Source organism: Pseudomonas sp. Tri1 (assembly GCF_017968885.1).
GTDB lineage: Bacteria > Pseudomonadota > Gammaproteobacteria > Pseudomonadales > Pseudomonadaceae > Aquipseudomonas.
The window spans coordinates 3,445,595-3,464,959 of the sequence record NZ_CP072913.1 but is presented as its reverse complement, the minus strand read 5'-3'; the positions used below and the strand labels follow the sequence as shown (position 1 = coordinate 3,464,959).

Below are 19,365 nucleotides of genomic sequence, written 5' to 3'. Positions count from 1 at the left end.
TGATAGCTTAAGGCCATCTGTCGATAATCACGCCTTCTAAAAAAGCACATAAGGATTTGCTGTGAAGAAGCTCTACTTGGCTCTACCGTTCTGCGCGTTGCTGCTACAAGGCTGTGGTGTAACCATGACTCGCTATGAACCCAATTTTCAGAACGTTCAGCAGCTCAAGCAAAATGCACCCATGCAGCCCTTGCGCGAGACGCAGGTGAATGCGGATTCAGGGCAAGGGTCGCTGATGGTGCGCCTGAACCCGATTTCGTCGCCAGAGGGTAGCGTTCCACTGCACATCCAGGCAGCGATCAACGATGAGCTTCGTCAGGCGGGTCTGTTGGACCCTCGTGCAGACCGGCAGCTGCAGGTTCAGTTGGTCAAGAGCCAGCTCACAGCAGGCATGAGCAACGGCCATGGCGAGGTGGCTGCACGCTTCACGCTGCGTAAGGGTGATCAGGTTTTATACGAAACCACTAAAGATGTGCAGCGTGATTGGGACAGTAGTTTCTTCGGTCCGATCGCCATTCCGGCTGCCGCGAACAACTACAACCCGATGGTTCAAGACCTGCTCAAGAGCTTGTACAGCGACCCACAGTTCACTCAAGCGTTGAAGTGATCAAAAAAAAGAGCCGCGATTGCGGCTCTTTTTCTATCGGTGTCAGCCCCGTGGAATGCGGGTATCGACAGCGGAGTATTTTATGCGGTTGTTGTCGACCCAGTTCTTCAACAGCGCATTGACCTGCCGGTTGAAGGTGTCGGTGATGGCAGCCTTGGGCGTATTACTTGCCAGGGGCAGGAACCAGATGCCCATCCAGGTGTTTATCGCATCATGATTGCTGGTCTTGCCCAACGGCTGACCCTGCTCGTCCAGGGTTTCCAGGCTCATGGTGTACTGGTCGGTCGCCAACGCAGGAATGATCGTGAACGTGAAGCCACTGATGAACGCCAGGACCATTTGCCCGCCGCCTGGTGCATGGTTATAGACCTTCAATCGAAGGCTGTAGTCGCCTGGTTGCTTCTGGAATTCGTCAAATACCACGCGCCCAAAAAGCCCTGACTCATCGAAGGTTCGCTTCAGATCGGGCTTGAGCATGTCGCGAGCCTGCGGTACCTCGGTGGCCTTGGCATTGTCGGGATCGCCCTGATAGAAATCGAAATCGACATAGACGTTCGGCTTGTTCGAGTAGCTGGCCATCGAAGGCAGATTCACGGGGGCTACTTCATCTTTGGTGAAACTGGCACATCCACTCAGGCTCAAGGCCAAGGCAAGGCCTATGGCTTTTGCAAATTGCATATCGACATCCTTGCGTGATTTTACTAATGCCGCTCATAAAGAGGGGGATGGATTCTAGCGGGATCCGCTTAAAAGCAAAAGGCCATCATTTAGCGGCCTACACTCATTTCCTCGTTCTTGAACAAGCTGGCTTAACCCAGCACCCTCCTCCCCTAACGCCGGTCGCCATTTGGACTTGCGGATTTGGATCATGGGCTCTCGTACCTGGCGTCCACAGGCGAAAGAGCTCCCTCATGCATCTGTAGGATGGCGATCCTCTTTGAACCCGCCGATACTCGCCCCAGGCCCTGCCCCACGTCAAAACGACGTTTCGGCCCTCAATGACTTCGTGACGAAAACAATAAAAAAGTCGCACAGAGGTACATACAAATGAGCCGTCATGATCATGGTCACGCCCGTCTCCTCGAGGCCTTCAGCGCAATGACACTGGAGCTTCAGCGCCTGGCGCAGGACAAAGACATCGAGCATTTCCACGAAGCAGCGCTGAGCTGCATCAGCCAGCTGCTGCCCTTCGACAGCGCCTGGTGGGGCCGCGGAGCATTGATTGACGGGTTACCCGAAGAGCACAGCTCTTATCTCCACAAACTGCCCCGTAGTTATCTGTCGGACTGGCAGTCGATTCGTCATATCGACGTGACCGTCGCCAGGGCTCACGATGTTCCTGGGCAAGCGGTCATTGTCGACATGCGTAACCCTGCCAGCGGCCCCGGGCTCAATTGGCTCGGTGAGACCTACGGCATTGGCGAATTGCTGTGCGTGGTGTACATCGACCCGCAAACCCATCTCAGCGATCACCTCGCGCTCTATCGCGCGACCGACGCGGCACGCTTTACCGAGCAAGACTGCCTGCTGTTGAACAACCTCATGCTGCACCTGGTGGCGGCGGTGTCCGCCAATCAGATTCGCACGCTGGTAGCCATGCGCGAGGCCCTCACCCACCCACGCAATCTCGCTCTAGCCGTGTGCGACCGACGCGGCACCCTGCATTGCGCAGAACGAGGCTTCGTCGACTTGCTGTTGAGCGAATGGCCGGACTGGACCGGTCCTTGCCTGCCGGTGGCGATGGACGCCGACGGGTATGAAGGCAAGCACTTGCAGGTCGAGGCCTCGACGGTCGGTGATCTGTTCCTGCTGGCCGCCCGCAGCCGCACGGTGCTGATGCAACTGAGTCCAAGGGAAAACGCCGTGGCCCAAGGCTTCGGCGAAGGCAAGACCTATAAGGAAGTCGCCCGCGACCTGGGCATGTCCCCCAATACCGTGCGCCACCACATCCGCGCTATCTACAGCAAGCTCGGGGTCAAGGACAAAGCCCGTATCGCCCATCTGCTGCATGCCCCACCTGACTGATCCGCACCGCTGACTCGCGCTGACTTTTTCGCTGTCGTTTTGACGGCCACGGGACACCTTTGCCCTTTTTTTGCCCCTCTGCCACCTACGGGCGAGCCATTCGCCAAACAACAACTCAAAGAAGAGACGCAATACCCATGACCACCACTTTCACACGCAATACAGCGCTGGCCCTGATCGGCGGCTTGTCGAGCCTGCACGCCAGTGCCGCCGACCTCAACGCCCGGGATTTTTTCGGCGCGCCTTCAGGCACCAACCTGGGTGTGCTTTATCTGCCGGCAAGTCGCGCTGACGACTTCCACGGCCCGGCTGACAGCACCGGCAAGGCCGACCTGAAGGTCAACGCCATGGCCTACCGCCAAGTATTTTTCACCGACATCTGCGGCACTCTATGCACGCCACAGTTCATCGTGCCCTTCGCCGACATCAACGCGCGCCTGCCGGGTGCCAGCCAGCACACAGGGGAAAGCGGCTTTGGCGACCCTCAGGTCGGCGGCACACTGTTCTTCATCAATGACCCTGCCTCACGCACTTACAGCGGATTGCTGACGCTGATTACCCTGCCGATTGGCGAGTACCACAACGACAATCCAGATGTATCACCCGGCGCCAATCGCTGGGGGGCCACCTTCGTTTACAACTACACCCAGGGCATCGGCGAAAAATGGGTGTTGGAAGCCAACCTCGAAGCCCAGCTCTACGGCAAGAACGACGACTACTTTGGCAGCGATCTGAAACAGGACCCGTTGTATCGCCTGCAAGCCTTCGCCTCCTACGACTTTACGCCAAGCACCTATGGTGCGTTGCGGCTGATCCACGCCGATGGCGGCGAACTGCGGATCAACGACCAGCGCATCGATGACACCCACAAGCGCTACACCCAAATGGGCTTTGAAGTCGGCCACTGGCTGGATAAACAGAACCAAGTGATGTTCGGCCTTTCGCAGAACGTTGCCACCGATAACGGCTATCACGGCACTGACGCACTGCTGCGTCTGGTCCATGTGTTCTGAATCCATTCATCGGAGTTTGACCATGAACACCCAGACCAAACCGCTGACCACTCCCCGCTCCCTCGCATCCTCGCGACTGGCATTGCTGGCAGCCATCGTGCTGTTCGCCGCCATCACCCCGACCATTCTCATGACCGCACCGGCCATCGCGGCGCAACTGGCGAGTCAATGGCAGTTGAGCCCGTCACAGATCGGCGATCTGTTCTCTACTGAACTCGGCGCCATGAGCCTGGCCACCCTGCCCGCTCTGTGGTGGCTGAAACGTACCGACTGGCGTCGCGCCGCATTGCTGGCCGGTGTTGTGTTCATTGCAGCAAACCTTTTATCAGGGCTTGCTGCCGACTACTCGATACTCCTGGCATTGCGCTTTTGCAGTGCCCTGGCGGGCGGTTCGTTGATGATCATCTGCCTGTCCAGCGCCGCTTCAACAGCCAATCCCGGCCGAGTCTATGGGTTATGGGTGCTGGGGCAACTGGTCGTCGGGGCGATCGGTTTGAGCATCCTGCCTCGACTCTTTGAACACTTCGGGCTATCAGCGTGCTACGTGATCCTCGCAGGGTTGATGGCGGTCTTTTTGCCATTGGCCCGCTATTTTCCCCAAGGCTCCCCGTCGGCTGAAACAACCGCCGAGCACGTCGCCATCGCCTCGCTGTGGAAACGCGCACTGGGCATTTTGGGGGTCTTGAGTTTCTACATTTGCCTGGGCGGTGTGTGGACCTTTATCGGCTCCATCGCCACCCAGGCAGGTATCTCCGCCGAGTCCAGTGGCAAGGTACTGGCGCTCGCCACGGTGATGGGCATTGTCGGAGCGGGCTGTGCCTCTCTGATCGGCGACCGACTGCCGCGCTTGCTGCTGTTACTGCTGGGTTACGCGCTGATGGCCGGCTCAGTGCTGTTGCTGCGGGGCCAACCCGAAATGATGCGTTTTGCCGTGGCAGCGCTGCTGTTCAAGTTCACCTGGACCTTCATTCTACCGTTGATCCTGGCCTGCCTGGCCGACCTTGACCGCTCCGGAAAACTGATGAACGCCTCCAACCTGGTGATCGGCGCTGGCCTGGCTATCGGCCCGACGGTGGCGGGCCGGGTGATCGAAGCCAGCGGCGGCTTTCAATCGCTGCTGATTGGCGGGACGTGCATCACTCTGCTGTCCCTGGCGTTGATGCTCAGCAGCCGCCCAAACGCATGAATGGCCTTATTACCCTAAAGAAAATGGAAAGACGATGAGCCGAAAAAGTGCATTTTTCTTCGACGAACTCAGCCTCTGGCATAGTGCCGGGCTGCACGCCTTGACCTTGCCGGTGGGAGGATGGGTGCAACCACCGGCCGCCGCGGGTCACGCTGAATCGCCGGAAACCAAACGCCGTCTGAAGAGCCTGCTGGATGTCTCCGGCCTGACCCGCTATTTGCAGGTACGAAGCGCCAACGCGGCAACCGATGAAGATCTGCTGCGGGTTCATACACCCGATTACCTGCAACGCTTCAAGACGATGAGCGATGCCGGGGGCGGTGAGTTGGGGCCGCACGCGCCCATCGGGCCTGGTAGTTATGAAATAGCCACGCTTTCTGCCGGGTTGGCCATTGCAGCGGTCGACGCCGTGCTCGTTGGGGACGTCGATAACGCGTACGCACTGTCGCGCCCGCCGGGCCATCACTGCCTCGCCGACAACGCCATGGGCTTTTGCTTCCTGGCCAACATTGCCATCGCCATTGAAGCTGCAAAAGCCCGCCGTAGCCTGGGCAACGTCGCGGTGATCGACTGGGATGTGCACCACGGCAACGGCACACAATCCATCTTCGAAGAGCGTGGTGATGTGCTGACCATTTCACTGCACCAAGATGGCTGTTTCCCCGCAGGTTACAGCGGTGAAGCTGATCGCGGCCGCGGCGCCGGGTTGGGCGCGAACATCAATATTCCGTTGCCGCCCGGCAGTGGTCATGAGGCTTACTTGTACGCGATGGAACGCATCGTGATCCCGGCGCTGGAGCGCTTCGAGCCTGCGTTGATTATTGTCGCCTGCGGTTACGACGCCAACGCTGTCGATCCGCTGGCTCGCATGCTGTTGCACAGCGACTCGTTCCGGCAAATGACCAGCCTTGTGCGCAAAGCCGCTGAACGTCTGTGCCAGGGCCGTCTCGTTCTGGTCCACGAAGGTGGGTATTCCGAAGCGTATGTGCCGTTTTGCGGGCTGGCGACCCTTGAGGAACTGGCGGGCGTGAGGACTGCAGTCACAGATCCCATGTTGGAATTTGTACAGTTACAGCAACCTAAGGAAGCGCTTGCGGCGTTTCAGCGGCACTTGATCGATGAGTTGGCCGAAGCGCGCCAGGCCTAAAAGCTGACAATATGAGGGCAGTTCCACGGCCCGAGCGTGACGCAGAATCCGATGCCACGATAGGCATCGGATTTTTGCTTTCGGCTTCACGGTTCCAGACCGGACGATGCATGAGGACACTCAAATCAAGCATGGCCAGCATGGAAGATACTTCGGAGCTACCTTACACGCTCCCAGACGATGTGAATCTTCGCCCCATCCGGGCGCCGGAAATCTTCCACCATCCGGTCGCCGTCGACCTTCAGTTGCAAGTCATCCTGGGTACGCACAGCGCCCACCCAGTTTGGAAACGTAGCCCCTTCGACGGTGTTGCCCGTGAACTCGCCATTGGGGTTAACGGTATATCGTCCGAAGAACCCGATGCTACCGCGCATGGCTGCACGGTTTTCCTCATCGGTGCCTTCGCCACGCACGTTGGAGCGAAACGCCGGCACACGCGGATCTGTGAGCACTTCAATAAACGTCAACTCTGGGGTGAAAACGAGCCAGCCATGAGGATTGGGTCCATAAGCATCCGAGCTACTGCCCTGGCGCTCAACCGTTGCGCTGATCATGCGCCAGGTGCCGACCAACGAATTTTCCTTGCCCGCAAAAGCTGTGGAGAAAACCGAAAAGGCAATGACCGCACCGACTGCCAGTACCCTGCTTTTTAAAGTCATCCGTATCACCTCTCACTGTAAGGACGCGATGGAGAATAAAAATCTTCATGCCCTGGCCGAGATAATTGCCAGGCGTAGCTCCCGCGAAGCGGCATCATCGGCCTGCCGTCCCAATTGCCAGCCCAAGTAACCCCACAGCAACGCGCAACACGCGCCAATCATCGCGGCCAGGCCGGCGCCCTGCCCCAGCATGTCAAGCAGGCTCTTGGCCCAACCGCTCATGGCGTCACCGGCGCGATAAACCACGGTGTCGATGAAGTTCTTGGCCTTGTATTTACTCTCGGCATCCAAGGGCGCGAACAGCATTTCCCTGCCCGGTCGGACGAACGCGTACTCGCCGATTCGTCGCACGATCATCAACATCGTCAGCAGCGCAAACCCGGGCGCCAACGCCAGGCCCAGGAAGCCGATGGACATGAGCAGTGGCACGATGGCCAGCAACGCACGCACCCCCAGCTTCGGTGCGATGCGGCCGGTGATGAACAGCTGGGACAGCAACGCACCGGCCTGCACGATGATGTCGATGGTGCCAAAGATGCGAACTTGCGATTCGCGATCCGGATAGTGCTCGGCCACCAGGCGCGCCTGCTCGAAATAAAGAAAGGTGCTGACGGTCGCCAATAGCACCACGAACCCGGCGATCCCCAGCAGGTAAGGTGACCTGAGCACGGTCGTCAAACCGCTGAACGGGTTGCCGCGCAATGGCTGCCGAGTACTTTGCGTCGGCGCGGCGCCTGGGCGGCCAGCCCCACCCTCTTCGCGCCATCTCATCAGTGCCCGTTTCAAGACAAGCGTGGCACCGAGCAACAAGGCTGCCAGTAGCATCAACCCAGAAGCGCCGAGGGTATCGATGAGCAGCGCGCTCAGGGCCGGCCCCAGCAGACCGCCTATGCTGGCGCCGGCAGCGATGAAGGCAAATAAACGCTTGGCCTGCTCGCTGTCGAATACATCCGCCATCAAGCTCCAGGCCACGGACACGACGAACAGGTTATAAACCGAGATCCAGACATAAAAGACCCGGGCCAGCCAGACGCTGTCCGGCTGGAACTGGAAGAACTCGACGAACATCAGCAGGTTGATGCCGAAGAAGCCGTACACCCAGTCGATGAGGCGCAAGCGCGGCACCCGGGAACCGAGCCAGGCAAACAGCGGAACCGCCGCCAGCATGACCAGGAAGGTCGCGGTGAACAGCCATTGCAGATTCTCCACGCCCGCCGCGATGCCCATCGATTCACGGATCGGGCGCAGCATGAAGTAACCGGTAAAGAGGCACAGGAACAGCAGGAATCCGTACAGCGCCGGACGCAGCTCATCGTCGCGAGCGTTAAGGGCGAGGCTCAGCCGGTGCAGATAGGAAGGCGTACTCATGGGAACTCCAGGAAGACGGCAACAGGCCAGAGGGTGGGCACGGGACGAACACCCGCGCCCACGGTTGGATCAGGGGTAGGTAACGCCGGTAAGCCGTTCGGAGACCGTCCAAAGCCGATCGGAATCCGCCTCCCTGGTCGCTGCAGCAGGCGTTTTGGCGAAGCCCAGCGGGCCGCGTTTTTCCTGGTCTCCGGTCGGGCCGTAATAGGCGCCGCCGACGGCCTGCGCAGCGGTGGCGGCATACAGCGTGGGCAACGCCCCTTGTGCCGCTGAGTGGTAGGCGTCGCGGTCCTTGGCCCAGCGCTGGCCGAATTCACTGTTGAGGCCGGGACCGCGTTCGACCAACTCGGTTACGGCAACGCCGGGGTGCGCGGCGATGCTACGAATGCCCCAGTTTTCGGCATCGCTGCGCCGCTGCAGCGCGAACGCCCAATGTAGAATGGCCAGTTTCGATTGCGCGTATGCCTGATAGGGGGCGTATTTCTGCTCGGCCTGCAAATCGTCAAAGTTCATCGCGCCGCGAGTGGCGGCAATGCTTGAAAGGCTCACCACTCGGGCGTCCTGGCTTTGACGCAGGAGTGGCACCAACAGGCCGGTCAGCGCGTAGTGCCCCAGGTAATTGGTTGCTAACTGAAGTTCGAAACCATCTGCTGATGTACCTCGTTCGGACGGCGCCATGATGGCGGCATTGTTGATCAACACGTCGAGGCGCGGCAGCCTCCGATTAAGACGCTGGGCCAGGTCGCGCACGGACGAAAGGTCGGCCAGGTCCACGGCCTCGAACTGCACCTTGGCATCGGGCACCGACTGTTGAATGCGTGCAATGGCCTGCGCCCCGCGCTCTGGATTGCGAGCGGCGATAATCACCTGCGCGCCGGCACGCGCCAGTGCCAGCGCATCCTCATAACCCATGCCGCTGGTGCCGCCGGTGATCAGGACGATCCGGCCCTTCTGCGACGGTATGTCGTTGGTCGACCAGTCGGGTTTCGGTGCGACACGAGCCGACGCTTCGATACTTACGGCACTGAGCAGCGCGACACCGGCGACAAGTGCTCGGCCCAGCCTCATCAGCGGGTTTATGGTGTTCAGAAGGCCGATTGCGGAGATTGTTGTGTTCCACATGGTTGAATCCTCTATTTGAATAATGAACCAACACGGTGGGCGCTCACTGGATGGAACATGCCTCAGCCTGTTGCAGATAGCTGACTTGGCGAATTTCCCCTTGCGTATCCACATAGGTCATTTTTGCCCGCACGACCTCACACACTTGCGAGCTCGGGACCTCGATGCGAATGGCGTGGGCGATGTCCAGCGGCATGCCATATTCGTAAGCCGGTGGTTCGGTGTTTTCCTCGGCAAACAGAGGCGAACCGCTCAACGTGATGACGGCCAGTAGACTGGCGATCGACAGGTTTTGGATATTCATGATGGACTCCACGACTGCCTTTACCGGGATGGTCGTAGCACTCTAGGAGGGGGACACTGACGTCAAGGTGACTGCTGACTGACAGGAAGATGTCAAACGCCGATGCTGGGGAAACACCGGCGTTCGTCAAGACGCAACAGCCCTCAACCGGGGCCTGCGACTAGTGCGCCGCTTGGTTCGTCAGGGAAAATCCGAAGGTATTGAGCCCATCCTTGCTGTGGGCAAACACTCGTCCACCGTGCATGGACGCCACGGCCCGCACAATGGAAAGCCCCAAGCCATGGTGCGCGTCGCTCCGGGCCCTGGCGGCGTCGGCGCGATAGAAGCGTTCGAATAAACGCTCCAGGTGCACGTTGTCGATCGGTTCTCCCGCATTGGAAACGCTCACCTCGGCCTGCATGCCATGGCTTTCCAGGCGGACGATGATGACGCTCTGCGGCACTGCGTATCGCGCCGCGTTCTGTATCAGATTGGCGAGGGAGCGATGAAACAGGCGTCGGTCGATGCATACGCGCATGTCGCCTTCGATCTCCACGCTCAGCTGTTTGTCGTGCAAGACAGGCTCAAGGTATTCCACCGTCTTCGACGCCTCTTCATAAAGCGAGACATCACTGAGCTCGGTTGCCCGCTGCCCACTCTCGGCGCCCGCCAGGAACAGCATGTCATTGACGATGGTGCCCATCCGTTCCAGTTCTTCGAGGTTGGACTGCAACAGATCCTGAAGCTCATTCACGTCCCGCCCGTGGGCCAACGCAACCTGGGTCTGCCCGATCAGATTGGTCAGCGGCGTTCGCAGCTCGTGGGCCACATTGGCATTGAACCCTTCGAGCTGGCACCAGGCTGCTTCCTGGCGAGCCAAGGCGCCGTTGAACGACACCGCCAACTCCTGCAATTCGCTTGGCAGCGCCTCGGTGTCCAGTCGCTGCTTCGAATCCCCCGGCGGCAGGCTGTTGGCCTGACGGCTCAGGCGCCTGACCGGCCCCAGGCCAAAACGTGCGATCCAGTAACCTAGCAATGCAACCAGCACAACGCCCAGCGCCGAAATCAGGATCAACGTCTTGGTGAATTGGTCCAAGGTCTTCATGAACGGCGTTGAGTCGAGCCCCACGATAAAGCGCAACTCCGGCCGGCTGCCCATGGCGGCGATGGTCTTGACCAGCAGGACCATGGGACGATGCCGGTCAGCTATCTCGACCGTGGAGAATCCATCCGGGCGCTTCGACCAATCCTGGCCGTCCGGCATGGCCCCGCCATAACTGTAGGCCGGGTCGTCAACCAGGACCCAATAACGCACCCGCTCGTCCGCGGGCGTCAGGCCATCTAGCTTCTCACGCAAGCCGACCCAGAACGCCGGCGAATCGTATTTTGCGAGCACCGGGTCGAGTACGGAATGACGCAGGATCAGCTCGTTCTGCATCTGATCTTCGAGCGACTGCTTCAAGGAACAGCGCAACAGCGTCGCACTGACCGCGGTGATCAGCATGACCGAAAGCGCAAACATCAGGCCGAGCCGCCTGGATATCGATCCTTTCATCATGGCGTACCGTTTTGCCTGCCATCGGCTTCGCGGCTTTCCAGTACATAGCCCATGCCACGGACGGTATGCAGCAGCTTGCGAGGATAAGGTGCATCCACTTTGGCTCGCACACGCTTGATCGCAACCTCGACCACGTTGGCGTCACTGTCGAAATTCATGTCCCAGACCTGCTCGGCGATCATCAATTTGGGAAGAATCTCGCCCTGATGCCGCGCCAGCAGGCTCAACAGACAGAACTCCTTGGCCGTCAGGTCCAGCCGCAACCCGGCCCGGGTAACCTTGCGCGCTTGCAGGTCGACCTCAAGGTCATCGATGCGCAAGTGCGTCGGGTCGGCCGTGTCATCGGCGAGACGCCGGATCAATGCCTGGATGCGCGCGACCAGTTCGGCAAATGAAAAAGGTTTGGCCAGGTAATCATCGGCGCCCTCTCGCAGCCCACGGACGCGATCATCCACCGTGCCCCTTGCCGACAACATGATGACCGGGGTTTTCTTGTACAGGCGCAAGCCCTGCAGCACGCCGTACCCGTCCTTGCCCGGCAACATGACATCCAGGATAACGACGTCATAATCCATTTCCAGCGCGTAGTGCAGGCCATCGATGCCATTAGTCGCGACATCAACGATGTAGCCAAGCTCGCTCAAGCCACGGTGCACATAAGAGGACGTCTTTTCTTCGTCCTCGACGATGAGCAAACGCATTAGGTAACTCCTCCGTAGAATCGGCGCGGGTCGAGACAGACTTTATCCATCTCTCAAGGATCCTGGACAGGCTGTGTGCACCATTTTCCAGACTACAGAACAAAGGTGTCCTGAACCTGACCGCTTCCTGACATTCTTGTCAGAATTGACCGGCGTCTGAACCCGTCGCAGTACTGCGCAACGCAAACCCCGCAGCCGCTGGCGGTACTCTCCAGGAGTGACTTGCGCGTAGCGCTGGAAAAACCGACTGAAATGGGCCAGGTCTAGCGTACAACTCGCTTCTTCGCGCACGAGGCTCACTTGGCTCGACAGATTCACATCTGTCCATCATGGGGCTGCGCCAGATGCTGTCGAGGCCGCATATTCCACTCTGAGTCAGATCAAACCCAGGCTCAGCGCCTTGAGTGTGGCCGCTGCGCGAGTGGTGCATTGCAGCTTGCGGAACATGCTTTCGACGTGAGTGCGCACCGTACTCGGACTGATGCCAAGCTGACGTGCCACTTCCTTGTTGCTGCCTCCCTCACTGATGCAGCGCAAGATTTGGGCCTCACGCTCGGAGAGCGGGCTGCTGCTTGTTCTGGAGGCGGCCATGGCGTGGCTGCCCTCCTCGCTCAAGCTGGGTTCGCGCGGATGCTGGTTGCGCAATGCCTGCAAGGTCAATGTTGCAACCTGCAGCCGATAGTGGATCTGTTCTGAGTCCCCTTCGAAGCCGCGGATGTAACCGCGGCCATCGAGCCGCTCATAAGACTGAACCGCCCCCTGAGCTGCCAACGAACGTCCAACAGGCCGGCCGCAGGCAGGCGACGTCCAATGAGGCACCCCCGCTCTCTTTTCAAAACCGTCGTCTGGAAGTGCTCCAGGAATGCGCCAGACATGATGAGCGGCCATGGCATGGCTCTCGGCATTGCTTGAAAGGCAACTAAAACCGTTCAGGTCCATCATGCTCAGCTCCTGGTTATTTTATTCAATCTTGTTTGCAGGTCCGTCGCTTAATCTTAAGTAGATTTGCTAAAAAGCGCGTTGCATCTTTTCGATCAAAATCAAAATAATATTTCTTCGCTAGTCGGATAAGTTATTTTTGTTTCGAATAAATGATATGTCACGCAATAAGCAACTATCGGCGAATTGCGCTTGGTCTCAAATCAACCTTAGCGTCAGAGCTTTGAGGGTCGCAGCCGCACGGGTGGTGCATTGAAGTTTACGAAACACGCTTTCCACATGGGTACGGACCGTGCTCGGACTGATGCCCAGTTGACGCGCCACTTCCTTGTTGCTTCCCCCTGCGCTGATGCGCCGTAGAATTTCGGTTTCACGCTCCGAAAGCAGGCTACCGCCAGGCTTGCAGGCGGTCATCGTTGTGTCCCCGCGCGCCGCCGCGATGACCGCCTCACAGGCGCGTCGGTCAAAGCGTCCCCGGTCCGACTCGTCCAGCAACAAGCGGGCGGCATCGTCATGACTGAAGGCCGGTCGCCACGGTCGCTCGCTCAGCAACGCTTGCCAAGCCAGGGCTGCGGCAAGCAAGAGGTGTTCGCTTTGCAGCGCGTCACCGCTGAGACTGCGAAAGTAACCACTGCCATCCAGTCGCTCGTACGCGTGAGCCGCTATCTGCCCCGACACTGCCAGCGCCGGTATCTGGCCGCAGGCCCGCGACGTCCAGTAAGGCACCAACCGCACTTGCTCAAGATCGCCCTCCAATAACGCTCCCGCAATGTTCCAGACTCGATTGGGCACTGCCGCGCGGCCAATGCCATGGATGAGCGCCGCTTGGCCGAGATGGTCAACGGCCGATGCCGACAGGCCGGAAAGCCTGGCGGCCTCGCGCACCAGTTCTGAGGAGCAGCGCGAATATCCCGACAGCCACGGGAGCTTGAGGTCGATCACATCGCCGACCAGGGTCAGCGGCACCTGTGCGGTGGTTTCCCGTGGATCAACAGACTGTGGCGTCCGCAGTTGATCCAACCAGCCCTCAGCGTGTTTCAACATTTCGCTGGCGAGCGCTGCTGGATAACGTCGGTCACGCTTGCTGCTGATCCACTGTAATGCCACCTCCAGACCGTGACTGCGGGACAGAATTTCCAGATCCCCTGCCAGCAACACCTGATAAACCACCTCAGGCACCTGCGGATGACGCAGGCCGAACGGCCTCCCCTCCCCGTCGTATTGCTCGAACACATGACGCAGCCCGTGTTCGACTTCGCTTCTCAAGCCCAATGTATGGGCGATATCACCGGACACCTCGCAATGAATCTGTGCCAGCGGCGTGGACCTGCGCATCGCTCGCTGGCCCGCCGCACTGAGGGTATGCGTCAGCATCGCGTTGCGGCCCTCGACGTCATCGCCCAGCAGTCGGGTGAAACCCTGCGCATTGGCGGTGCACCCTGACCAGCGCAGCAAGGCCACCTGGCGTCCGATCTCGGTGTGCTCGCCAGCACCGTTGCACGCCTGCGCGAGCATTTGCACCAAGCGGGCGGTGCGGCGCGACTGATCGAACGGCTGGCCCATGCTCAGGTCACCCACCATGGACAACGCCAGGATCGCGTCTTCCAATTCGATACAGTCACCTGCCGACATGTCGTTTCCTCCGGGCATCCGCTTGAACATTATTGATGGCCTCGGATAAATGACCGATACCTCAGCCGCCGAGTATCGCTGAAACTGCGCTCACCCCATACAGGAGATCGCATCATGTTCAAACCCAAGGCCCTTGCCCTCACACTCGCCATGACCTGCTCATTGTTCGGTGGCGCGGCCCATGCCGCGGCGCAGCAACCTTCTGTCGTCATCGTCCATGGCGCTTTCGCCGACGGGTCCGACTGGGGCAAAGTCGTCCCGCTGCTGCAGGCGGAAGGCATCAAGGTCACCGTGGTTCAAAACCCGCTGACCTCGCTGGCTGACGATGTCGCCGCCACGCAGCGTGTACTGAACAACCAGGAGAACGACGTCGTATTGGTCGGCCATTCCTGGGGCGGTACCGTCATCAGCGAGGCTGGCACCGACAAGAAAGTACGCAGCCTGGTGTACGTCGCCGCGTTCGCTCCGGATGCCGGTCAAGCCAGTAAAGACCTGGGCAAGGACTACCCTGCTCCGTCCGGCGTGAAAGACATCGCCGCCGACAAAAACGGTTTCTTGTACATGACCGCCGAGGGCATGGCCACCGGTTTTGCCCAGGACCTTTCCGCACAGCAAACCGCGGTAATGGCGGCGACGCAAGGGCCGATCCGCGCCTCGGCATTCGATGACAAAACCAGCGCCGCCGCCTGGAAAGGCAAGCCATCCTGGTACGTCGTGGCCAAGGAAGACCGGATGATCCAGCCTGATCTGCAGCGGGCTTTCGCCAAGAAGATCGGTGCCAAGGTCACCGAAATCGACGCCAGCCACGTGCCGCAACAATCGCGCCCGGCCGATGTTGCAAAAGTCATCATCCAGGCTGTTCAGAAGAGCCAGTAACCTCAGGCCCCTTCTGCGCTGAGGTCGAGGGAAGTGCGCTGTACCTGGAATGTTTGCCACCGCGCGTCATAGCGCGAACGGTAGTCGAACAGCCAGCCGCAACGTACCTCCCTGCCCCAGCGAAACTCACCGCATGTATGCCTCTGCAACGGGCTTGCCGCTTTATTTCGAATGGCTGACGGCCGCTCACCCCCTCAATCAACTTATGAACCTGGCGAACGATAAAACTCCGCCCAAGGAGACCCGCTCATGCCTATGAATCCCGAGCTTAAAAAACATCATTTCGACTTTATCGTCTGTGGAGCGGGCACCGCCGGCTCCGTCGTGGCCGGACGACTGGCCGAAAACCCCGAGGTCGAGGTATTGCTCATCGAGGCCGGAGGCAGCGATGAACACCCTCACGTGCTGGAGCCCGGGAACTGGCCCCTGAACCTTGGCACCGAGCGCGATTGGAACTTTGTAGGTGCTGCAAACCCTCATCTGAACGACAGGAAAATCCCGCTGAACATGGGCCGCGGATTGGGCGGTGGGTCCAGCATCAATGTCATGTTGTGGGCTCGCGGCCATAAAAACGATTGGGAAGATTTTGCCGCGCAAAGTGGCGATCCTGCGTGGAGCTATGCGTCGGTCCTGAAGATTTATCAACGCGTGGAAGACTATCAGGGCTCCTGCGATCCAGTCCGTCGCGGCAAGGGCGGACCGGTTCATGTCGCGCCTGTGCGAGACGCCCAGCCGATTGCGAGCGCCATGATCAGTGCGGCTGCCGGAATGGATATACCGGTTTTTGACAACCCGAACGGCGCCATGATGGAAGGCCGCGGAGGTGTTGCCTTGAACGACCTTATCGTCAAGGATGGCCGGCGTCATTCCATCTACCGCGCATATGTCGCACCGCGCTGTGGCCAGCCCAATCTCACGGTCTTGACTGATACCCTTGTCAGTCGCGTGCTATTCAGGGACCGGCGCGCCATTGGCGTGCAAACCATAAGCAATGGCCAGACCCAGTGCTTTTACGCCAATCACGAAGTCATTCTTTCGCTGGGAGCGGTCAACACGCCTAAGGTCCTGATGCAATCCGGCGTGGGGCCGGAGGAAGAGTTGCAGCGCCATGGCATTGCGCTCGTCCAGCCTCTCCCCGGTGTTGGCGCCAATCATCAAGACCACGTGTCCTTTGCCGTTATTTTCGAATACGCGACTCCACAGACGGTGGGTTACGGCGGCTCCGAGGCGACGCTCTACTGGAGCAGCGAAAGCGCTTTGCATCTCCCGGACATGTTCCACTGCCAGGTCGAATTTCCAGTACCCAGCGCAGAGACCGCCTCACTCGGCGTGCCCGCACATGGCTGGACAATGTTCGCCGGCCTTGCCCACCCGGAAAGCCGCGGACGGGTCAAGCTCAGCGGCCCGAATGCTAGCGATGTCCCCATCATTGAACCCAACACGCTGTCGCATCCGACCGATCTGCGCAACGCGCTGGAAAACATTCGATTTGTCCAGGAACTGGGCGCGCAGGCCCCCTTCAAGGGCTTGGTCAAAGGTGAAAGCCTGCCTGGAAAACTGACCACCCAATCGCTCGAACACTACGCACGCAATGCGGCCGTTACCTACTGGCACCAATGCGGTACGGCAAAAATGGGTCAGGACACGATGTCCGTGGTCGATGGACAGCTGCGGGTCTATGGAGTCCAGGGCCTGCGCATAGCCGATGCCTCCATCATGCCGCATGTGACGAGCGGCAATACGATGGCCCCGTGCGTCGTGATCGGTGAGCGGGCCGTGGAGGCTATACGGACCACTTACGATATATGAGCCTGGTGCATGCGCCCGTGGCTCCGTCCGCGCCAGTCACCCGCTAAGGGCCGCTTCCTGCTGCCAATGGTTGAATGTTGGCGCGGGCCAAATCGATAAACGCCTTGAGCGCTGCCGAAGGGTTGCGCCGGTTCGGGTAATACAGGCACAAGTTTTCTCGTGCCGGCGTCCAATCTTCCAATACCCGCTCAAACTCTCCGGTCTCGATCTCGGCTTGAACGTCCTGCTCCATGAAAAAGCCGAGGGCCACGCCTGTCCCGACTACAGCCTTGGCGATACCGGACTCGTCCAGAGTGAATTGCCCGTTCACATCCAACCTGATGACCTCCCCGTCGCGCTCCAGATACCACGGAAAAATGGCGCCGTTGGGTAGGCGGACCCGTAGGCAGTGATGTGTAAGTAGATCGGTTGGAGCCCGAGGTCGGCCGTGCACCTCAAAGTACGCTGGCGAGCCCACGATGGCGTAACGTTGCGGCCGGCCCAGCGGGATGACAATCATGTCGCTGGGCACCAGGTTGATAGACCGCACCCCGAGGTCGAATCCGCCATCGACAATGTCCACGAGGCGTCCTTCGGTAACCAGGTCGATATGCACCTTTGGGTAGCGCCGCGAAAACTCCAGCATCAGCGGCATCAGAGTAGAGCGAGCGGCACTCGCGAATGCATTGATGCGCAAGACTCCCGAAGGCCCGACATTGTGAGAGCGCACCGCCTCGAGCGCCGCGCGAACATCCTGTAGCGCTGGCCCGACTTGCTCCATGTACATCCTGCCGGCCTCGGTAAGAGACACACTGCGTGTGGTGCGATTGAAGAGCCGCGTTTCAAGATTCGACTCAACCTTGGCAATGGTATTGCTCAATGCAGTCGTGGAAACACTCAGGTCGATAGCGGCTTGTCGAAACGAGGCCCGGCGCGCCACGGCCGTTACCGCCTCCAACTCATTGAGCCCTACACGAAGATCCGGCATTTGATTGTCCTGTTTATCGGGATTGGCCATTAAGTTTATGTCAGTTGAGCAAACTATCCGGTGAGCGGCAAGATCACGCTGTAATCAATTCACTGCCCGAAGGATCCGCTTATGAAACTCAAACTTCCCAGTGTCGTTGAGCAGTACTTCGACATCAGTAATGGCGGCGATGCATCACGCCTGGCGACGTGTTTCAGCACTAACGCCAGCGTATTCGATGAAAACCGAACACACGAGGGAATCGATGCGATCGAGGCCTGGTTGCGCGAGACACAGCAAGCCTTCGCGTTCCAAGTCGAGCCAGTCGAGGTTATCCAGGGTGCGGGCACGTTGACCGTCACAGCTCGCGTGACCGGAGATTTTCCAGGCAGCCCAGTCAGGTTGAACCACGTGTTCACATTGGCGGATGGGCGGATCAGCTCGCTGGAGATTGCGCCATGAACCTTGATTTGAAAGGCAAGCGCGTTCTGGTCACCGGCGGCACCAAAGGCGTCGGTAAAGCGGTTGTTGAACTGCTGCTCGACGAAGGCGCAAGAGTGCTGACCTGCGCTCGCCAGGCAAACATGGAGATGCCGCCAGACGTGTGCGTCCCGGCCGACCTGTCGACACGGGAGGGTTGTGAGATCTTGGTCGCTGCAACCAAGCGAATATTGGGAGACGTCGACGTCATCATCCACGTACTGGGTGGCTCATCGGCACCGGGTGGCGGCTTTGCTGCACTGGATGAGGAACACTGGCAACGCGAGCTCGATCTGAACCTGTTTCCGGCCGTGCGCATCGACCGCGCGTTGTTGCCGGGCATGCTCGAACGAAACCAGGGCGTCATCATCCACGTGACTTCCATTCAGAGCCGGCTGCCTCTGCCCGAAGCAACGACCGCTTACGCGGCTGCCAAGGCTGCGCTCTCGACCTACAGCAAAAGCCTGTCGAAGGAGGTCTCGCCAAAAGGCGTGCGTGTTGTCCGGGTATCGCCGGGGTGGGTTGAAACCGAGGCGTCAGTCGCCTTCGCCGAGCGTCTGGCGAAAGAAGCAGGTACCGACTACGAAGGCGGCAAGCAGCTGATCATGAAAGCGTTAGGCGGTATTCCACTCGGCCGGCCCTCAAAACCTGCAGAAGTGGCGAACCTTATTGCCTTCCTGGCTTCGCCTCGCGCGGCATCCATCACGGGCAGCGAATTTGTCATTGATGGCGGCACCATTCCGACGGCTTGATAAAAGATGAGGGGCGGCTTCGGTTGTCCGCCCCCGCCTTCAGGCAACAAATTCATCGCTCATGACGCCAGCGGCTAGCGCCAATCCAGATACCGAAACAGCTCCTCCTCCTGGTCAAAGTGCAATCGCACAAGCGTGTCCAGGCGAATCAACTGGTGCTGGATCTGATCAGCGGAATCAACGGCTGCTGTCGTGTATTCGCGCGTCGAACGACGGCCGTAGATCGCTTGGTCAATGTTCATGGGGTCGGACCTCAAGGCGT

At 59.4% G+C, this 19,365-nt stretch carries 20 protein-coding genes; 9 read left to right on the top strand and 11 right to left on the bottom strand.

The annotated features are described in order from the left end of the window. The first annotated feature begins 61 nt into the window (after positions 1-61). Positions 62-607, top strand: a complete 546-nt coding sequence (locus J9870_RS14690) for a hypothetical protein (protein WP_135845472.1) — start codon at positions 62-64, stop codon at positions 605-607. Between the two features lie 42 nt (positions 608-649). On the opposite strand, the gene J9870_RS14685 is transcribed toward J9870_RS14690, so the two are convergent. Then, positions 650-1,285 carry a hypothetical protein gene (locus tag J9870_RS14685; protein WP_210638743.1) on the bottom strand — a complete coding sequence of 212 codons (636 nt, stop codon included), beginning with the start codon at positions 1,283-1,285 and terminating at the stop codon, positions 650-652. A gap of 369 nt (positions 1,286-1,654) precedes the next feature. Between J9870_RS14685 and J9870_RS14680 the strand changes: the two genes are divergently transcribed. The 4 genes from J9870_RS14680 to J9870_RS14665 all read left to right on the top strand — a co-directional run bounded on the left by J9870_RS14680 (position 1,655) and on the right by J9870_RS14665 (position 5,978). After that, positions 1,655-2,632, top strand: coding sequence for a helix-turn-helix transcriptional regulator (locus J9870_RS14680; RefSeq protein WP_210638742.1), 978 nt, complete (start codon positions 1,655-1,657; stop codon positions 2,630-2,632). Between the two features lie 137 nt (positions 2,633-2,769). Next, entirely contained in the window at positions 2,770-3,645 is an 876-nt protein-coding gene (locus J9870_RS14675; RefSeq protein ID WP_210638741.1) for a transporter, read from the top strand. Between the two features lie 22 nt (positions 3,646-3,667). Beyond that, positions 3,668-4,831: an MFS transporter gene (locus J9870_RS14670; RefSeq protein ID WP_210638740.1), complete on the top strand. Its 1,164-nt coding sequence runs from the start codon at positions 3,668-3,670 to the stop codon at positions 4,829-4,831. A gap of 34 nt (positions 4,832-4,865) precedes the next feature. Beyond that, positions 4,866-5,978: a class II histone deacetylase gene (locus tag J9870_RS14665; protein ID WP_210638739.1), complete on the top strand. Its 1,113-nt coding sequence runs from the start codon at positions 4,866-4,868 to the stop codon at positions 5,976-5,978. A gap of 158 nt (positions 5,979-6,136) precedes the next feature. Here the strand turns inward: J9870_RS14665 and J9870_RS14660 are convergent, their stop codons facing one another. The 8 genes from J9870_RS14660 to J9870_RS14625 all read right to left on the bottom strand — a co-directional run bounded on the left by J9870_RS14660 (position 6,137) and on the right by J9870_RS14625 (position 14,240). After that, entirely contained in the window at positions 6,137-6,637 is a 501-nt protein-coding gene (locus J9870_RS14660; RefSeq protein WP_210638738.1) for a lipocalin-like domain-containing protein, read from the bottom strand. A 45-nt stretch (positions 6,638-6,682) separates the two neighbouring features. After that, complete coding sequence (locus tag J9870_RS14655; protein ID WP_210638737.1) at positions 6,683-8,005, bottom strand: MFS transporter; 1,323 nt, start codon at positions 8,003-8,005, stop codon at positions 6,683-6,685. A 69-nt stretch (positions 8,006-8,074) separates the two neighbouring features. Beyond that, complete coding sequence (locus tag J9870_RS14650) at positions 8,075-9,127, bottom strand: oxidoreductase (RefSeq protein WP_210638736.1); 1,053 nt, start codon at positions 9,125-9,127, stop codon at positions 8,075-8,077. A gap of 43 nt (positions 9,128-9,170) precedes the next feature. Continuing rightward, a complete protein-coding gene (locus J9870_RS14645; RefSeq protein ID WP_210638735.1) occupies positions 9,171-9,431 on the bottom strand; it encodes a DUF2790 domain-containing protein in 261 nt (86 codons plus the stop codon). Between the two features lie 160 nt (positions 9,432-9,591). Further along, a complete protein-coding gene (locus tag J9870_RS14640; RefSeq protein WP_246883006.1) occupies positions 9,592-10,932 on the bottom strand; it encodes a heavy metal sensor histidine kinase in 1,341 nt (446 codons plus the stop codon). Between the two features lie 32 nt (positions 10,933-10,964). Next, entirely contained in the window at positions 10,965-11,669 is a 705-nt protein-coding gene (locus tag J9870_RS14635) for a heavy metal response regulator transcription factor (protein WP_210638734.1), read from the bottom strand. Between the two features lie 375 nt (positions 11,670-12,044). After that, positions 12,045-12,611 carry a response regulator transcription factor gene (locus J9870_RS14630; RefSeq protein ID WP_210638733.1) on the bottom strand — a complete coding sequence of 189 codons (567 nt, stop codon included), beginning with the start codon at positions 12,609-12,611 and terminating at the stop codon, positions 12,045-12,047. A gap of 195 nt (positions 12,612-12,806) precedes the next feature. After that, a complete protein-coding gene (locus J9870_RS14625) occupies positions 12,807-14,240 on the bottom strand; it encodes an HD domain-containing phosphohydrolase (protein WP_210638732.1) in 1,434 nt (477 codons plus the stop codon). 114 nt (positions 14,241-14,354) lie between these two features. Between J9870_RS14625 and J9870_RS14620 the strand changes: the two genes are divergently transcribed. Continuing rightward, positions 14,355-15,116, top strand: coding sequence for an alpha/beta hydrolase (locus J9870_RS14620; RefSeq protein WP_210638731.1), 762 nt, complete (start codon positions 14,355-14,357; stop codon positions 15,114-15,116). Between the two features lie 249 nt (positions 15,117-15,365). Beyond that, positions 15,366-16,925 (top strand): GMC family oxidoreductase, encoded by a 1,560-nt coding sequence (locus tag J9870_RS14615; protein ID WP_246883005.1) that lies wholly within the window; start codon positions 15,366-15,368, stop codon positions 16,923-16,925. A 43-nt stretch (positions 16,926-16,968) separates the two neighbouring features. Here the strand turns inward: J9870_RS14615 and J9870_RS14610 are convergent, their stop codons facing one another. Next, complete coding sequence (locus tag J9870_RS14610) at positions 16,969-17,922, bottom strand: LysR substrate-binding domain-containing protein (protein WP_246883004.1); 954 nt, start codon at positions 17,920-17,922, stop codon at positions 16,969-16,971. Between the two features lie 81 nt (positions 17,923-18,003). Here J9870_RS14610 and J9870_RS14605 point away from each other — a divergent pair, with 81 nt between their 5' ends. Next, positions 18,004-18,333, top strand: coding sequence for a nuclear transport factor 2 family protein (locus J9870_RS14605; protein WP_210638730.1), 330 nt, complete (start codon positions 18,004-18,006; stop codon positions 18,331-18,333). Continuing rightward, positions 18,330-19,103, top strand: coding sequence for an SDR family oxidoreductase (locus tag J9870_RS14600; protein WP_210638729.1), 774 nt, complete (start codon positions 18,330-18,332; stop codon positions 19,101-19,103). Before J9870_RS14605 ends, J9870_RS14600 begins: the two co-directional genes overlap by 4 nt. 74 nt (positions 19,104-19,177) lie before the next feature. Here the strand turns inward: J9870_RS14600 and J9870_RS14595 are convergent, their stop codons facing one another. Beyond that, on the bottom strand, positions 19,178-19,345 hold the full coding sequence (locus J9870_RS14595; RefSeq protein ID WP_210645470.1) for a hypothetical protein: 168 nt from the start codon (positions 19,343-19,345) through the stop codon (positions 19,178-19,180). Positions 19,346-19,365: the final 20 nt, after the last annotated feature.

Excerpts from the sequence above, each read along its gene's own strand:
- J9870_RS14615 (WP_246883005.1), top strand. The coding sequence starts at position 15,366 with ATGCCTATGAATCCCGAGCTTAAAAAACATCATTTCGACTTTATCGTC.
- J9870_RS14620 (WP_210638731.1), top strand. The coding sequence starts at position 14,355 with ATGTTCAAACCCAAGGCCCTTGCCCTCACACTCGCCATGACCTGCTCA.
- J9870_RS14645 (WP_210638735.1), bottom strand. The coding sequence starts at position 9,431 with ATGAATATCCAAAACCTGTCGATCGCCAGTCTACTGGCCGTCATCACG.
- J9870_RS14685 (WP_210638743.1), bottom strand. The coding sequence starts at position 1,285 with ATGCAATTTGCAAAAGCCATAGGCCTTGCCTTGGCCTTGAGCCTGAGT.
- J9870_RS14660 (WP_210638738.1), bottom strand. The coding sequence starts at position 6,637 with ATGACTTTAAAAAGCAGGGTACTGGCAGTCGGTGCGGTCATTGCCTTT.
- J9870_RS14640 (WP_246883006.1), bottom strand. The coding sequence starts at position 10,932 with ATGTTTGCGCTTTCGGTCATGCTGATCACCGCGGTCAGTGCGACGCTG.
- J9870_RS14655 (WP_210638737.1), bottom strand. The coding sequence starts at position 8,005 with ATGAGTACGCCTTCCTATCTGCACCGGCTGAGCCTCGCCCTTAACGCT.
- J9870_RS14600 (WP_210638729.1), top strand. The coding sequence starts at position 18,330 with ATGAACCTTGATTTGAAAGGCAAGCGCGTTCTGGTCACCGGCGGCACC.
- J9870_RS14650 (WP_210638736.1), bottom strand. The coding sequence starts at position 9,127 with ATGTGGAACACAACAATCTCCGCAATCGGCCTTCTGAACACCATAAAC.
- J9870_RS14605 (WP_210638730.1), top strand. The coding sequence starts at position 18,004 with ATGAAACTCAAACTTCCCAGTGTCGTTGAGCAGTACTTCGACATCAGT.
- J9870_RS14595 (WP_210645470.1), bottom strand. The coding sequence starts at position 19,345 with ATGAACATTGACCAAGCGATCTACGGCCGTCGTTCGACGCGCGAATAC.
- J9870_RS14680 (WP_210638742.1), top strand. The coding sequence starts at position 1,655 with ATGAGCCGTCATGATCATGGTCACGCCCGTCTCCTCGAGGCCTTCAGC.
- J9870_RS14630 (WP_210638733.1), bottom strand. The coding sequence starts at position 12,611 with ATGATGGACCTGAACGGTTTTAGTTGCCTTTCAAGCAATGCCGAGAGC.
- J9870_RS14675 (WP_210638741.1), top strand. The coding sequence starts at position 2,770 with ATGACCACCACTTTCACACGCAATACAGCGCTGGCCCTGATCGGCGGC.
- J9870_RS14665 (WP_210638739.1), top strand. The coding sequence starts at position 4,866 with ATGAGCCGAAAAAGTGCATTTTTCTTCGACGAACTCAGCCTCTGGCAT.
- J9870_RS14670 (WP_210638740.1), top strand. The coding sequence starts at position 3,668 with ATGAACACCCAGACCAAACCGCTGACCACTCCCCGCTCCCTCGCATCC.
- J9870_RS14610 (WP_246883004.1), bottom strand. The coding sequence starts at position 17,922 with ATGGCCAATCCCGATAAACAGGACAATCAAATGCCGGATCTTCGTGTA.
- J9870_RS14635 (WP_210638734.1), bottom strand. The coding sequence starts at position 11,669 with ATGCGTTTGCTCATCGTCGAGGACGAAGAAAAGACGTCCTCTTATGTG.
- J9870_RS14625 (WP_210638732.1), bottom strand. The coding sequence starts at position 14,240 with ATGTCGGCAGGTGACTGTATCGAATTGGAAGACGCGATCCTGGCGTTG.